Source organism: Streptomyces misionensis (genome assembly GCF_007896895.1).
Taxonomy (GTDB): Bacteria; Actinomycetota; Actinomycetes; order Streptomycetales; family Streptomycetaceae; genus Streptomyces; species Streptomyces misionensis_A.
The window spans coordinates 85,346-98,611 of sequence record NZ_VOGW01000040.1 but is presented as its reverse complement, the minus strand read 5'-3'; the positions used below and the strand labels follow the sequence as shown (position 1 = coordinate 98,611).

At 73.6% G+C, this 13,266-nt stretch carries 14 protein-coding genes and 1 riboswitch; of the genes, 6 read left to right on the top strand and 8 right to left on the bottom strand.

Annotation, left to right across the window (positions count from 1 at the left end; all coding sequences use genetic code 11):
• Positions 1-151 precede the first annotated feature (151 nt).
• From FRZ03_RS06905 to FRZ03_RS06890, 4 genes are read right to left on the bottom strand one after another with little or no spacing between them, the layout of a single operon-like run.
• Complete coding sequence (locus tag FRZ03_RS06905) at positions 152-1,027, bottom strand: AAA family ATPase (RefSeq protein ID WP_261398645.1); 876 nt, start codon at positions 1,025-1,027, stop codon at positions 152-154.
• Between the two features lie 15 nt (positions 1,028-1,042).
• Complete coding sequence (locus tag FRZ03_RS06900) at positions 1,043-1,897, bottom strand: FAD binding domain-containing protein (protein WP_146464248.1); 855 nt, start codon at positions 1,895-1,897, stop codon at positions 1,043-1,045.
• On the bottom strand, positions 1,894-4,269 hold the full coding sequence (locus FRZ03_RS06895; RefSeq protein ID WP_146464247.1) for a xanthine dehydrogenase family protein molybdopterin-binding subunit: 2,376 nt from the start codon (positions 4,267-4,269) through the stop codon (positions 1,894-1,896). Before FRZ03_RS06895 ends, FRZ03_RS06900 begins: the two co-directional genes overlap by 4 nt.
• Positions 4,266-4,796 (bottom strand): (2Fe-2S)-binding protein, encoded by a 531-nt coding sequence (locus tag FRZ03_RS06890; RefSeq protein ID WP_146464246.1) that lies wholly within the window; start codon positions 4,794-4,796, stop codon positions 4,266-4,268. The genes FRZ03_RS06895 and FRZ03_RS06890 overlap by 4 nt, the downstream gene beginning before the upstream one ends.
• A gap of 382 nt (positions 4,797-5,178) precedes the next feature.
• Here FRZ03_RS06890 and FRZ03_RS06885 point away from each other — a divergent pair, with 382 nt between their 5' ends.
• Positions 5,179-6,204, top strand: a complete 1,026-nt coding sequence (locus FRZ03_RS06885) for an alcohol dehydrogenase (RefSeq protein WP_146464245.1) — start codon at positions 5,179-5,181, stop codon at positions 6,202-6,204.
• Positions 6,205-6,279: 75 nt separating this feature from the next.
• Here FRZ03_RS06885 and FRZ03_RS06880 read toward each other — a convergent pair whose 3' ends face one another.
• From FRZ03_RS06880 to FRZ03_RS06870, 3 genes are all read right to left on the bottom strand, one after another.
• Complete coding sequence (locus tag FRZ03_RS06880) at positions 6,280-7,140, bottom strand: bifunctional 5,10-methylenetetrahydrofolate dehydrogenase/5,10-methenyltetrahydrofolate cyclohydrolase (RefSeq protein WP_146464244.1); 861 nt, start codon at positions 7,138-7,140, stop codon at positions 6,280-6,282.
• A 25-nt stretch (positions 7,141-7,165) separates the two neighbouring features.
• Positions 7,166-7,246, bottom strand: a riboswitch (ZMP/ZTP riboswitch).
• 17 nt (positions 7,247-7,263) lie between these two features.
• The gene (locus FRZ03_RS06875; RefSeq protein ID WP_146464243.1) at positions 7,264-7,482 is read right to left on the bottom strand and encodes a hypothetical protein; all 219 of its coding nucleotides are present in this window, start codon (positions 7,480-7,482) and stop codon (positions 7,264-7,266) included.
• A complete protein-coding gene (locus tag FRZ03_RS06870; protein ID WP_146464242.1) occupies positions 7,470-7,835 on the bottom strand; it encodes a nuclear transport factor 2 family protein in 366 nt (121 codons plus the stop codon). The genes FRZ03_RS06875 and FRZ03_RS06870 overlap by 13 nt, the downstream gene beginning before the upstream one ends.
• Before the next feature lie 171 nt (positions 7,836-8,006).
• On the opposite strand from FRZ03_RS06870, the gene FRZ03_RS06865 reads away from it, so the two are divergent.
• Positions 8,007-8,312, top strand: coding sequence for a hypothetical protein (locus tag FRZ03_RS06865; protein ID WP_146464241.1), 306 nt, complete (start codon positions 8,007-8,009; stop codon positions 8,310-8,312).
• A 10-nt stretch (positions 8,313-8,322) separates the two neighbouring features.
• Here FRZ03_RS06865 and FRZ03_RS06860 read toward each other — a convergent pair whose 3' ends face one another.
• Entirely contained in the window at positions 8,323-9,096 is a 774-nt protein-coding gene (locus FRZ03_RS06860) for an acyltransferase domain-containing protein (RefSeq protein WP_261398644.1), read from the bottom strand.
• A 295-nt stretch (positions 9,097-9,391) separates the two neighbouring features.
• On the opposite strand from FRZ03_RS06860, the gene FRZ03_RS06855 reads away from it, so the two are divergent.
• The 4 genes from FRZ03_RS06855 (at position 9,392) to FRZ03_RS06840 (ending at position 13,033) form a co-directional block, all read left to right on the top strand.
• Positions 9,392-10,480: an S-(hydroxymethyl)mycothiol dehydrogenase gene (locus tag FRZ03_RS06855; protein WP_146464239.1), complete on the top strand. Its 1,089-nt coding sequence runs from the start codon at positions 9,392-9,394 to the stop codon at positions 10,478-10,480.
• Positions 10,480-11,109 (top strand): MBL fold metallo-hydrolase, encoded by a 630-nt coding sequence (locus FRZ03_RS06850; RefSeq protein ID WP_146464238.1) that lies wholly within the window; start codon positions 10,480-10,482, stop codon positions 11,107-11,109. The genes FRZ03_RS06855 and FRZ03_RS06850 overlap by 1 nt, the downstream gene beginning before the upstream one ends.
• 146 nt (positions 11,110-11,255) lie before the next feature.
• Positions 11,256-12,170 carry an SDR family oxidoreductase gene (locus tag FRZ03_RS06845; protein ID WP_146464237.1) on the top strand — a complete coding sequence of 305 codons (915 nt, stop codon included), beginning with the start codon at positions 11,256-11,258 and terminating at the stop codon, positions 12,168-12,170.
• A gap of 68 nt (positions 12,171-12,238) precedes the next feature.
• Positions 12,239-13,033, top strand: coding sequence for an SDR family NAD(P)-dependent oxidoreductase (locus FRZ03_RS06840; RefSeq protein ID WP_146464236.1), 795 nt, complete (start codon positions 12,239-12,241; stop codon positions 13,031-13,033).
• The last annotated feature ends 233 nt before the right edge of the window (positions 13,034-13,266 follow it).

Sequence of the window (13,266 nt, the reverse complement as noted above, 5' to 3'; positions counted from 1 at the left end):
CCACCGCCCGCAGGAACGCGTATCCCCGCTCGGCACTCGCCGCCACCCCCGAGGCCCGCAGGGCCCGCACGAACCCGAGCAGCACGGCGTCGGCCGCCGCCGGACTCGGCGGTGCGGACCAGGCAGCCGGGACCGGGGGCGGGTTCATCCCTCACACCCCCCGCGCCGCCAGCACCGCGGTCAGGTCCAGGCCCCGGGCGCGGTCCATGTCCTCGCGGTACTTGAGGACCGAACCCAGGGTGGTGACGGCGAGTTCCGCGTCGGTCTCGGTGGCGCCCAGGGCGGCCAGGGCCTCGGCCCAGTCGATGGTCTCCGCGACACCCGGCGGCTTCACCAGGTCCGCCCCGCGCAGGGCCTGGACGAGGGCCGTCACCTGTTCCGCGAGACGGGCCGACACTCCCGGCAACCGGCGGCGCACGATGGCGAGTTCGCGGGCGAAGCCGGGGTGGTCGAACCAGTGGTACAGACACCGCCGTTTGAGCGCGTCGTGCACCTCGCGGGTGCGGTTGGAGGTGAGCACCACCACCGGCGGCACCTCGGCCCGCAGCGTGCCCAGTTCGGGGATCGTCACCGCGTACTCGGACAGGAGTTCCAGCAGGAAGGCCTCGAACTCGTCGTCGGCGCGGTCGATCTCGTCCACCAGCAGGACCGACGGCTGGGTCTGCAACGCCTGGAGCAGCGGGCGGGCGATGAGGAACCGCCGGTCGTACAGCTCGCTCTCCAGCCGGTCCGCGTCCTTGACGCCGGCCGCCTCCGCCGCGCGCAGATGCAGCAGCTGGCGCGGGAAGTCCCAGTCGTACAGGGCCTGGGAGGCGTCGATGCCCTCGTGGCACTGGAGCCGGATCAGCGGGGCGCCGAGCGCCTCGGCGAGGGCGGAGGCGAGCGCGGTCTTGCCGACGCCCGCGTCGCCCTCGCAGAACAGCGGCCGGTGCAGCCTCAGCGCCAGGTAACAGGTGACGGCCAGCCCGTCGTCCACGAGGTATCCCGTCTCCTCCAGGCGGGCCCGCACCTGCTCCGGGTCTTCCATTCGGGTGATCGGCGCTCACCCCATCCCGGCGGCGGTCAGCACCGCCCGCTCGGTCAGCACCCGGGCGAGGTGTGCCCGGTACTCGGGGGAGGCCGACGCGTCCTGCCCCGGCCGGGTGCCCTCGGCCGCGCCGGAGGCCGCCCGCCTCACCGGGTCCGGCCCGTCGGCACCGGCCAGCGCCGTCTCCGCCGCGGACGCCCGCAGCGGTGTCGCGCCCATGTTGGTCAGGCCCACCCGCGCCTCGGCGATCCGCCCGTCCTCCCGCCGCACCAGCGCCGCGACCCCGACGATCGCCCAGGACTGCGCCACCCGGTGGAACTTCTCGTAGTGGAAGCCCCAGCCGTCCGCCTTCGGCACCCGGATCTCGATGAGCAACTCGTCGGGGGAGAGCGCGGATTGCAGGTAGTCGACGAAGAACTCCCGGGCCGGGACGGTGCGCCGGCCCTCGGGACCGGCCGCGACCAGTTCGCCGTCCAGCGCCAGGACGACCGCGGGCAGGTCACCGGCCGGGTCGGCGTGCGCCAGCGAGCCGCCGAGCGTGCCCCGGTGCCGTACCGCCGGGTCGGCGACGGTGGCGGTGGCGGCCGCCAGCAGACCGGCGTGGCGGCGCACCAGCGGGTCGCGGATCACCTCGTGGTGGGTGGTGAGCGCGCCGATCACCAGGGTGTCGCCGTCCTCGCGCACCCCTCGCAGACCGGGGATCCGCCCCACGTCCACCACGAGTTCCGGGAAGGCGAGCCGCAGCCGCAGCAGCGGCAGCAGGCTCTGCCCGCCGGCCAGCACCTTCGCCTCGTCACCCGCCTCGGCGAGCAGCCGTACCGCCTCCTCGACGGTCTCCGGCCGGGCGTACTCGAACGCCGGGGGAATCATGCCGTCGCCTCCCTCACCGCGCGCCACACCCGTTCGGGGGTGCAGGGCATCCGTACGTCGGTCACGCCGAGCGGGCGCAGCGCGTCCACGACGGCGTTGACCACGGCGGGCGTCGAGGCGATCGTCCCGGCCTCCCCGACGCCCTTGACCCCGAGGGCGTTGGACGTCGCCGGGGTCTCGGTCCGGTCGGTCACGAAGTCCGGCAGGTCGGGGGCCGACGGCACGAGGTAGTCGGCCATGCTGCCGGAGACCAGGTTGCCCTCGTCGTCGTAGACGGCCTCCTCGTACAGCGCCTGCGCGATGCCCTGCGCGAGCCCGCCGTGCACCTGCCCCTCCACGATCACCGGGTTCACCACCCGGCCGACGTCGTCCACGCAGACGTACGACCTGATCCGCGTCCACCCGGTCTCCGTGTGCACCTCGACCGCGCACAGATGGGTGCCGTGCGGGAAGGAGAAGTTCTCCGGGTCGACCACGTGCTCGGCGTTGATGGACGGCTCCACGCCGTCGGGCAGGTCGTGGTTGGTGAACGCCTCGAAGGCGATCTCCTGGATGGACCTGCGGGCCTCCGGGGAGCCCTTCACGGAGAACACGCCGTCCCGGAACTCCAGGTCCTGCTCGCTCGCCTCCAGCAGGTGCGCCGCCACCTTGCGGGCCTTCGCCACCACCGTGGTCGCCGCCCGGTGGACGGCCTCGCCGCCGACGGCCAGCGACCGCGAGCCGTAGGTGTCCATGCCCTGCGGGGACGACTTGGTGTCGCCGTGCAGCACCTCGACGTCCTCGAAGGGCACGCCGAGCACGTCCGCCGCGATCTGGCTCCAGCAGGTCTCGTGGCCCTGGCCGTGCGGGCTGGTGCCGGTGACCACCTCGACCTTGCCGGTGGGCAGCATCCGGATGCTCGCCGCCTCCCAGCCGCCTGCGCCGTACCTCAGGTCGCGCAGCACCCGGCTCGGCGCCAGGCCGCACATCTCGGTGAACGTGGACACGCCGATGCCCAGGCGTACCGGGTCGCCACGCTCGTTGCGCGCGCGCTGCTCGGCGCGGAGGTCGTCGTAGCCGAACAGGGAGAGCGCCCGGTCGGTGGCCGCCTCGTAGTCGCCGCTGTCGTAGGTCAGTCCGGCGATCGTGGTGTACGGGAACTCCTCGCGCCGGATCCAGTTGCGGCGCCGCACCTCGACGGGGTCCAGGCCCAGCTCCGCCGCCAGCTCGTCCATGATCCGCTCGATGGCGAACGTGGCCTCCGGGCGGCCGGCGCCGCGGTAGGCGTCGGTGGGGGTGCGGGTGGTGAAGACGCCCGTGCACCGGAACTCGTAGGCGTCCATCTTGTAGATCGCCGGGTACATGAACGCGCCCAGGATCGGGATGCCGGGCGTGACCAGCATCAGATAGGCGCCCATGTCCGCGACGAGGTCCACCTTGAGGCCGAGCAGCCGGCCCTCGCGGGTGGCGGCGACCTCGATGTCCTGGATCATGCCCCGGCCGTGGTGGGTGGCGAGGTAGCCCTCGGAGCGGGACTCGGTCCACTTCACCGGCCGCCCCAGTTCGCGGGCGACCGCGAGGGCGAGCGCCTCCTCGCCGTACACCTGGAGCTTGGAGCCGAAGCCGCCGCCGACGTCCGGGGCGATCACCCGCAGCTTGTGCTCCGGGATGCCGGTGACGGTGGCGAGCATGATGCGCAGGATGTGCGGGATCTGCGTGGCCGAGTACACGGTGTACTCGCCGGAGGCGGCGAGCGGGGTGACGACGACCGCGCGCGGCTCCATGGCGTTGGGGATCAGCCGCTGCTGGTGGTAGCGGCGCTTGAGGGTGACGTCGGCGCGCTCGCGCACCGCGGCGAAGCTCTCCCCGGTGGCCAGCGGCCAGGCGTAGCAGCGGTTGGTGCCCTTGTCGGAGTGGACCAGCGGGGCGTCCTCGGCCAGCGCGGCCTCCAGGTCGAGGACCGGGGGCAGCGGGTCGTAGTCGACCTCGACCGCCTCCAGCGCGTCGGCCGCCGCGTACCGGTCGCGGGCCACCACGACCGCCACCGGGTCGCCCGCGTACCGGACCTCGTCCACCGCGATCGGCGGATGGTCGGGCAGCACGATGTCCTCGGTCACCGGCCAGGCGCAGGGCAGCGAGCCCAGACCCTCGGCGAGGTCGGCGCCGCTGAACGCGGCGAGGACGCCGGGGCGTTCGAGAGCGGGGGCGACGTCCACGCGGGTGATGCGGGCGTGCGCCATGGGGCTGCGCAGAACGGCCAGGTGCAGCATCCCGGCGACCTGGATGTTGTCGGTCCAGGTGGTTTGGCCGGTGAGCAGCCGGGCGTCCTCCTTGCGCGGCCGGGCGCGGCCCACCTCCCTGCCGACCTCGCCCGCTACGGCTTGATCGGTCATGCCGTGACCTCCTCGGTGACCTGCTGTCCGGAGGCGTCCCGCGTACGGTCGGCGGGTCCGGAGCCGTCCTGCTGTCCGGACGCGGCGAGCACCGCGCGGACGATGTTCTGGTAGCCGGTGCAGCGGCAGAGGTTGCCCTCCAGCGCGTGGCGCACCTCGTCGGACGTCGGGTGCGGGTTCTCCCGGAGCAGATCGCGCGCCGCCATGATCATGCCGGGGGTGCAGTAGCCGCACTGGAGGCCGTGCTGCTCGTGGAAGGCGCGTTGCAGCGCCGTGAGCTCGCCGTTGCGCGCCAGACCCTGCACGGTCGTCACCGCACAGCCGTCCGCCTGGACGGCCAGCACCGAGCAGCTCTTGGCGGAGGCGCCGTCCAGCTCCACCGTGCACGCCCCGCAGTTCGAGGTGTCGCAGCCGATCGGGGTGCCGGTCAGACCGAGGCGGTCGCGCAGATAGTGGGCGAGCAGCAGCCGGGGCTCCACGTCGTCCTCGTACGTCGTGCCGTCCACGTTCACCGTGATGTGGGTCATGCGCCCTCCAGACCGTGCGGGCAGGAGTCGGAATCAGCCGGTCCGGCGTGATGTAGGTCACTCTATGACCGTGTCGGGGGCCCGGCGAGTGCTGCACGCCCGGTTTGTTGAGCGCTGAATCAATAGCTGTGAGGGTGCGGGTGTGACCCACCCGGCCGTCCGCGCCGGAGCGGCGCCCGGGCGTCCGTCAGGGTGCGCCGGAGCCCGTCCGGCGCCGGTGCCGGACGCCACGCGGTCGTCGTCGGCGGGACCGGCCGGGGCGGCGGTTCGGCGCGCGCGACGGGGCCGGAACTGGTCTGCTGGGGTAGGGCGGCCGCCGTGCCCCCCGTGCCGCGCCCGCCCGCTCGTGATCCTTTTCGCTCGCACCTCTCCGGAGAGCCCCATGAGTAGCTATCGAGTCGCCCAGGTGGCCGCCCCGAACGGCGGCTTCGAGCTGGTCGAGCGCGAGGTGCCGCAGCCGGGACCCGGCCATGTGCGGATCGCCGTCGAGGCGTGCGGCGTCTGCCACAGCGACGCCCTCTTCGTCGGCGGCGGGCTGCCGGGCGTGACCTTCCCCGATGTGCCCGGGCACGAGATCGCCGGGCGGATCGAGGAACTGGGCGAGGGCGTGCGCGAACGCGGCTGGCAGGCCGGCGACCGGGTGGCCGTGGGCTGGTTCGGCGGCAGCTGCGGCCACTGCGGGCCCTGCCGCGAGGGCGACTTCATCGTGTGCGACAACCTGAAGGTGCCGGGCTGGACCTACGACGGCGGCTTCGCCGAGAAGGTGATCGCGCCCGCCGACGCCCTGGCCCGGATTCCCGAGACGCTGGCCGCGAGCGACGCCGGGCCGCTGGCCTGCGCGGGCGTGACCACGTTCAACGGGCTGCGGCGCAGCCCCGGCCGACCGGGCGACCTGGTCGCGGTGCTCGGCCTCGGCGGCCTAGGACACCTCGGGGTGCAGTACGCGGCCGCGATGGGCTTCGAGACCGTGGCGATCGCCCGGGGGCCGCAGAAGGCCGACTTCGCCCGGCAGCTCGGCGCCCACCACTATGTCGACAGCACCTCCGCCACCCCGGTCGCCGAAGCGCTGCGGGCCCTCGGCGGGGCCAGGGTCGTCCTCGCCACCGCCGGGAACTCCGAGGCCATCTCGGCCACCGTGGAGGGGCTGGCCCCCCGCGGGGAACTGGTCGCCATCGGCGCCGACACCACGCCCCTGGACATCAGCCCGGCCCAACTCCTCATGGCCGGCCGCGTGGTCCGGGGCCATCCGTCCGGCACCTCGAAGGACGTGGAGGACACCATGGCCTTCAGCGTGCTGCACGGCATCCGCCCGATGACGGAGAAGGTGCCCCTCGCGGAGGCCGACGCCGCGTTCCAGAAGATGCTCGCGGGGAAAGCACGGTTCCGGATGGTGCTCACGACGGGGTGAGGGGACGGGCGCCCGTCGAGGCGCGCCGAATCCCGGCCACCGGGTGCCGTACCCGGTGGCCGGGACCTCGCCTTCTCAGGCCGCCGTGATCCGGACCGCGGCGGTTTCCGCGGCCGACACCGTCTGGTCCAGCAGTGTGGCGATGGTCATCGGGCCCACGCCGCCCGGCACCGGGGTGATCAGCGAGGCCCGCTCCACCGCGGAGTCGAAGTCGACGTCGCCGACGTTGCCCGGGTTGTAGCCGGCGTCGATCACGACCGCGCCGGGCTTGATGTCCTGGCCCCGGATCAGCCGCGGCCGGCCGACCGCGGCGACGACGATGTCCGCCTCCCGCACCGCCGCCGACAGGTCCCGGGTGCGCGAGTGGCAGTACGTCACCGTCGCGTCCCGCGCCAGCAGCAGCATGCCCACCGGCTTGCCGAGGATCGCGCTGCGCCCCACCACCACGGCCCGCTTCCCGGCCGGGTCGACACCGTACTCGTCGAGCAGCCGCAGGATGCCGCCGGGCGTGCAGGACACGAAGCCCGGCAGGCCGAAGCTCATGGTGGCGAAGGAGGCGAAGGTGACGCCGTCGACGTCCTTCTGCGGCGCGATCGCCTCGAACGCGGCCCGCTCGTCGATGTGTTCACCCACCGGGTGCTGGAGCAGAATGCCGTGCACCTGCGGATCGGCCGACAACTCCCGCAGCGTGCCGACCAGTTCCTCGGTGGTCGTGGTGGCCGGCAGGGCCACGTGACGGGAGGCGATGCCGGCCTTGCGGCAGCGGTTCTGCTTCATCCGGACATAGGTGACGGACGCCGGGTCCTCGCCGACCAGCACGGTGGCGAGACAGGGAACGACGCCGGTGCGCGCCGTGAGGTCCGCGGCCCGGCGCGCGGTGTCCTCCACGATGCGGCGGGCGAGGGCGGTTCCGTCCATGAGACGGGCCTGGGTCATGCGGCACACTCCTGAGCTGGATCGACTCTCTCGCCCAGGCGCGCGGCATCCACCACGGACCGCTCCCCGGTGGTGCTCCACCTCAGCGCCAGTCACGGCCCGCGTACAGACTAACCGAGGTGTTCACGGCCGCTGCCGGCGCCGGGCGCGCGGCAGCGGGGCGCGCGGGCGCAGCGTCCTCAGCGCCGACCGCAGCAGGGCCGAGGACATCGGCAGGCTCGCCGGGAAGACCGGCCCGCGCCGCCGGGACCGTGCCCGCCCCAGGCCCGCGCGGGCCGAGAACGACCAGGTCAGCCGGGTGCTGACCTGGAACCTCGCAAACCTGCTGCCTACTCGTCCCATGCCTGGATCATGATCTGCCGGGAGATCTTGCCGTCCCGCAGCGTGATCATCGACTCGCAGAGGACCCGGGTGCCGTCCCCGTACTGGCACGACTCGGTGAACGCGGCATGATCGCCCTGCACCACGCACTGGTCCAGCTTGTGCGTCATGTCGCGGCGGTAGATGTCGTCCAGCAGTTCCGCGATCTCGCCGCGGCCGTGCAGGACCCGGGGATGACTCGGCTGGGTGTGGTGGTCGACGATGCGGATCTCCGCGTCGTCCGCGTACAGGGACAGCAGGGTGTTCCCGGTGGTTCCCTCGATGCCCCGGCGCAGTGTCTCGGTGTCGAAGGCGGAGCCTGTCGCGGTGCCCATGGTGACCTCCTTCAGGCGCTCGCGGCCCCCGCGTGGCCGGCCGCGAGGGCCCCCGTCTTCGAGACTCCTCCGGCCCGGCTGCCTCGGCAAGCGCACGGGACGGCTCCGCCTCACGGGTGAGCGGGGGCCGCCGCCCGTGTCCGGCCGGGCGCCGCCGCCGTTGCTGAGGGCATGAAGTCAACACGCCGTATCGTCGCCGCCCTCGGCCTCGCCGCCGGGGTCACCGGCCTGGCCGCCCCCCTCGCCAACGCGGCCGACGCGAGCGCCTCGCACCCCGGGCGGATCAACCCCATGACCGTGCTCGACACGGTCACCGCGGGCGACCTGCCCGCGGAGCAGCAGGCGCGGATGCCGAAGGTCTCCGAGCAGCTCAAGTCCCTGAACCAGGTCAGCGAGCTCAACCGCCTCGGCGAGCTGCACCAGCTCACCGACCTCGTGGCCCCGGTGACCGGCCTGCTGCCGGCCGTACAGGCCTGAGCCGCCCTGATCAGGACCGCGCGCTCCCGAGGCGCGCGCCGTGGTCCGCCGCCAGCAGCGCCCAGTCCCGGGCCACGGCGTGCGCCGAGCCGGCGGCGGCGCCCGGCGGCAGACAGCCGGGGAGCGCGCGGGTGAGGACGTCCTCCGGTCCCAGCTCCAGCCAGTCGCGCACCCCCTCCCGGTGCAGCAGGGCGGCCGCGTCCGCGAACCGGGACGGCGCCGCGGGCAGCCAGAACCCCGGCTCGGCGGTCTCGCGGGCCACCGGGCGGGCGGTGACGTCGGAGACGAGGGGCAGCCGCGGCGGGCGGGGACGGAGGGTGGCGAGCGTACGGCCGTAGGCGGCCAGGACCTCGCCCCGCGCCCCGCCGCCGCGCGCGCCGTCCAGCAGCCGGGCCAGCGTGCCGACCGCGTGGCAGGCGTCCGTGAGGGAGAAGACCCCCGCGGCGTACGCGGCGGCCATCCGCCCGGCCGTGTGCCCGAACAGCACATCGGGCCGGACCCCCCAGGCGCGCAGCAGCCGGTACTGCGCGACCTGGAGCGCGAAGACCGCGGGGCCGGCGAACGACACCCGGCCCAGCAATGCCGACGTCCGGGTGCCGGCGGCCGCGAACATCACGCTCCTCAGCGGCAGTTGCAGATACGGGTCCAGACGCGCGCAGACCCCGTCCAGCGTCTCGTCGAACAGCGGAAAAGCCGCCGCGAGTTCACGGCCCGTTCCGGGCAGCGGCGAGGCGCCGGCCGAGAACAGGAATGCGGTACGTCCCTTGCGGCCATCAGCGGGCATGCCTCCATTGAGGCACGGCAGGGTAGGCGCCCACACCAGGTGAGTTCCCGCGCTCCGCAAAGAGATTGCCATCACCGAATGTCGCCATTCGGGAGGGTTCTTTCCCGATTCATACGTCTTCCTCCCGCACGGGAGCACACAGGCGGACGGCTCGGTGCCGGGCCGGTCTGCTCCGCCCTGGCGGGCACGGCGGCTCACCGGTGGAAAGATCAACGGTCACCGCCGTGGCCCGTCCCGTCCCAGGTCGGACGCGCGTAGGGTCTGCACCGTAGGCAATCGATGGAAGGAACGGACCATGGCGCAGGAAGTACGCGGCGTGATCGCACCGGGCAAGAACGAGCCCGTACGAGTCGAGACGATCGTGGTGCCGGATCCGGGGCCGGGCGAGGCTGTCGTACGTGTCCAGGCCTGCGGCGTGTGCCACACCGACCTGCACTACAAGCAGGGCGGCATCTCCGACGACTTCCCCTTCCTCCTCGGCCATGAGGCCGCGGGCGTGGTGGAGTCGGTCGGCGACGGCGTCACCGAGGTGGCGCCCGGTGACTTCGTCATCCTGAACTGGCGTGCGGTGTGCGGCAACTGCCGGGCCTGTCTGCGCGGCCGCCCCTGGTACTGCTTCAACACCCACAACGCGAAGCAGAAGATGACCCTCGCCGCCACCGGGCAGGAGTTGTCCCCGGCCCTCGGCATCGGCGCGTTCGCCGAGAAGACCCTCGTCGCCGCCGGTCAGTGCACCAAGGTCGACCCGTCCGTCTCCCCGGCGGTCGCGGGCCTCCTCGGCTGCGGGGTGATGGCCGGCATCGGCGCCGCCATCAACACCGGCAACGTCGGCCGGGGCGACTCGGTCGCGGTCATCGGCTGCGGCGGCGTCGGCGACGCGGCCATCGCGGGCGCCAACCTGGCCGGCGCGGCGAAGATCATCGCCGTGGACATCGACGACCGCAAGCTGGAGAAGGCCCGCACGCTGGGGGCCACCCACACCGTCAACTCCCGGCAGTCCGACCCGGTCGAGGCGGTCCGCGAGCTGACCGGCGGCTTCGGCGCCGACGTCGTCATCGAGGCGGTCGGCCGCCCGGAGACGTACAAGCAGGCCTTCTACGCCCGCGACCTCGCCGGCACCGTCGTCCTCGTCGGCGTCCCCACCCCGGAGATGAAGCTCGAACTGCCCCTGCTGGACGTCTTCGGCCGCGGCGGCTCCCTCAAGTCCAGCTGGTACGGCGACTGCCTGCCCTCCCGCGACTTCCCGATGCTGATCGACCTGCACCTGCAAGGCCGGCTGCCGCTCGACGCGTTCGTCACCGAGACCATCCGACTGGACGAGGTGGAGAAGGCGTTCGAGCGGATGCACGAGGGCGACGTGCTGCGGTCCGTGGTGGTGCTGTGATGGCCGCTCGTATCGAACGCCTCGTCACCTCCGGGCAGTTCAGCCTCGACGGCGGCACCTGGGACGTCGACAACAACGTCTGGATCGTCGGCGACGACGAGGAGGCGATCGTCATCGACGCCGCCCACGACGCCGACGCCATCGCCCGCGCCGTCGGCGACCGCAGGCTCACCGCCATCGTGTGCACCCACGCCCACAACGACCACATCGACGCGGCGCCGGAACTGGCCGACCGCACCGGCGCGGTGATCTGGCTGCACCCGGACGACCTGCCGCTGTGGAGGATGACCCACCCCGACCGCGAGCCCGACCGGCATCTCGTGGACGGCCAGGTCATCGAGGCGGCCGGCGCCGACCTGACCGTGCTGCACACGCCCGGGCACGCGCAGGGCGCGGTCTGTCTCTACGACCCCGGCCTCGGCACCGTCTTCACCGGCGACACCCTGTTCAAGGGCGGTCCCGGCGCCACCGGGCGGTCGTACTCGCACTTCCCGACGATCATCGAGTCCATCCGCGAGCGGCTGCTCACCCTGCCGCCCGAGACCAAGGTCCTCACGGGCCACGGCGACTCCACCACGATCGGCGACGAGGCGCCCCACCTGGAGGAGTGGATCAAGCGCGGACACTGAGCCGCGCGGTGTGGCGCCGGCCGGCCGCCGCCCTTGGTGAGGTGGTCCGGCGGGCGGAAAACCGCCCGGTGAAACCCGACAGAAGATGTCCGGCTTCTCGGTGAGGCTGAGGAACGTCAGCACAAGCACCGCACGAGAGGCCGGACATGCCGAAACCACTGGAGGGCAAGGTCGCCCTGGTCGCGGGCGCGACCAGGGGCGCGGGACGGGGCATCGCCGTGGAACTGGGGGCGGCCGGCGCGACCGTCTACGTCACCGGCCGCAGCACCCGCGCCCGCCGCTCCGAGTACGACCGCCCGGAGACCGTCGAGGACACCGCGGACCTCGTCCGCGCGGCAGGCGGCACCGGCATCGCCGTACCGGTCGACCACCTCCAGCAGGCCGCCGTACGCGGTCTGGTGGAGCGCATCGCGGACGAACAGTGCCGCCTGGACATCCTCGTCAACGACATCTGGGGCGGTGAGAAGCTCTACCAGTGGGACACCCCGGTGTGGGAGCACGACCTCGACAACGGGCTCAGACTCCTCCGGCTCGCGGTCGAGACACACGCCGTCACCAGCCACTTCGCGTTGCCGCTGCTGCTGCGCCGGCCCGGCGGCCTGGTGGTGGAGGTCACCGACGGCACCGCCGAGTACAACCGGGACACCTACCGGGTGAACCTCTTCTACGACCTGGCCAAGGCGTCCGTGCTGCGCATGGCCTTCGCCCTCGGGCACGAGCTGGGCCCGCGCGGCGCCACGGCCGTCGCCCTCACCCCCGGCTGGATGCGCTCGGAGCTGATGCTGGACCTGTTCGGCGTCCGTGAGGACAATTGGCGCGACGCCCTCGCCCGCGAACCGCACTTCGCCATCTCCGAGACCCCGCGCTTCACCGGCCGGGCCGTCGCCGCGCTGGCCGCCGACCCCGACGTGGCCCGCTTCAACGGCCGATCGCTCTCCAGCGGGGGCCTCGCCCAGGTGTACGGCTTCACCGACCTCGACGGCAGCCGACCCGACGCCTGGCGGTACCTGACAGAGGTCCAGGACGCGGGCCGGCCGGCGGACCCGACGGGCTACCGGTGAAGGGGAGTTGAGATCCTCGCCGGGTCCGGGACGGTGAAAGACCGCCCGTGCGGCCGTACCGTCGGCGCATGAGCGATCACACCCGTTTCGCGGGACACGGAGTTCTCGTCACCGGGGCGGCGCGCGGCATCGGCGCCGCCGTCGCCCGGCGGCTCGCCGAGGAGGGCGGCAGGATCCTGGTCACCGACCGGGACCTGCCGGAGGCCGAGCGGACCGCCGCCGCACTGCGCCAGGAGGGGCTGGCCGCCGAGGCGTTCGCGTGCGACGTGGCCGACCGAGCCGCCGTGGAGGCGGCCGTGGCCCGTGCCGTCGACGCCTTCGGCTCCCTGGACGTGCTGGTCAACTGCGCCGCCCACTGCTCCCCGGACGCCCCGCGTTTCGAGGACGGCCCGGACGACGCCTGGGCGCGCGACCTCGACATCACCCTGACCGGCGTCCACCGCTGCTGCCGCGCCGCCCTGCCCCACCTGGCCGCCTCCGGGCGCGGCGCCATCGTGAGCATCGGCTCCGTCAACGGCCTCCAGGACTTCGGCAACCATGCCTACAGCGCCGCCAAGGCCGGCCTCGGCTCCCTCACCCGCACCCTCGCCGGGCAGGTGGCGGCCCGGGGCGTGCGGGTGAACCTGGTGGCGCCGGGCACGGTGCGCACCTCGGCGTGGGAGGGGCGCGACGACGACGTCGACGCCGTCCGCGGGCTGTATCCGCTGGGCAGGGTCGGCGAGCCGGAGGACGTCGCCGCCGCGGTCGCCTTCCTCGCCTCCCGTGACGCCGCCTGGGTCACGGGCACCACCCTGGTGGTCGACGGCGGCCTCACCGCGGTGCACACCGGCTTCCACGCGGCCCTGCGGCATCCGCGCGGCTGACGGCCGGGGCCGGTCGGCCGACCGGACCGCCGACCACCGGATCGCCTCCCCGGGCGTTTCGCCGGCGCCCCCGGGGGCCCGGCCGGCTCCGGGGGCCCGCCCCCGGTGTCAGGCCGCCTCCCGGTGTCCGTCCGGCTCCGGGGCGGCCGTCACTGCTCGGCGCGCATCCCCTGCCGCAGCCGGCGCAGCAGTTCCCGTGCGGCGGGGCTGAGCGGGTCCGGGGTGCGCCAGGC

Excerpts from the sequence above, each read along its gene's own strand:
- FRZ03_RS06845 (WP_146464237.1), top strand. The coding sequence starts at position 11,256 with ATGCCGAAACCACTGGAGGGCAAGGTCGCCCTGGTCGCGGGCGCGACC.
- FRZ03_RS06850 (WP_146464238.1), top strand. The coding sequence starts at position 10,480 with ATGGCCGCTCGTATCGAACGCCTCGTCACCTCCGGGCAGTTCAGCCTC.
- FRZ03_RS06855 (WP_146464239.1), top strand. The coding sequence starts at position 9,392 with ATGGCGCAGGAAGTACGCGGCGTGATCGCACCGGGCAAGAACGAGCCC.
- FRZ03_RS06865 (WP_146464241.1), top strand. The coding sequence starts at position 8,007 with ATGAAGTCAACACGCCGTATCGTCGCCGCCCTCGGCCTCGCCGCCGGG.
- FRZ03_RS06870 (WP_146464242.1), bottom strand. The coding sequence starts at position 7,835 with ATGGGCACCGCGACAGGCTCCGCCTTCGACACCGAGACACTGCGCCGG.
- FRZ03_RS06875 (WP_146464243.1), bottom strand. The coding sequence starts at position 7,482 with ATGGGACGAGTAGGCAGCAGGTTTGCGAGGTTCCAGGTCAGCACCCGG.
- FRZ03_RS06885 (WP_146464245.1), top strand. The coding sequence starts at position 5,179 with ATGAGTAGCTATCGAGTCGCCCAGGTGGCCGCCCCGAACGGCGGCTTC.
- FRZ03_RS06840 (WP_146464236.1), top strand. The coding sequence starts at position 12,239 with ATGAGCGATCACACCCGTTTCGCGGGACACGGAGTTCTCGTCACCGGG.
- FRZ03_RS06880 (WP_146464244.1), bottom strand. The coding sequence starts at position 7,140 with ATGACCCAGGCCCGTCTCATGGACGGAACCGCCCTCGCCCGCCGCATC.
- FRZ03_RS06900 (WP_146464248.1), bottom strand. The coding sequence starts at position 1,897 with ATGATTCCCCCGGCGTTCGAGTACGCCCGGCCGGAGACCGTCGAGGAG.
- FRZ03_RS06860 (WP_261398644.1), bottom strand. The coding sequence starts at position 9,096 with ATGCCCGCTGATGGCCGCAAGGGACGTACCGCATTCCTGTTCTCGGCC.
- FRZ03_RS06895 (WP_146464247.1), bottom strand. The coding sequence starts at position 4,269 with ATGACCGATCAAGCCGTAGCGGGCGAGGTCGGCAGGGAGGTGGGCCGC.
- FRZ03_RS06890 (WP_146464246.1), bottom strand. The coding sequence starts at position 4,796 with ATGACCCACATCACGGTGAACGTGGACGGCACGACGTACGAGGACGAC.
- FRZ03_RS06905 (WP_261398645.1), bottom strand. The coding sequence starts at position 1,027 with ATGGAAGACCCGGAGCAGGTGCGGGCCCGCCTGGAGGAGACGGGATAC.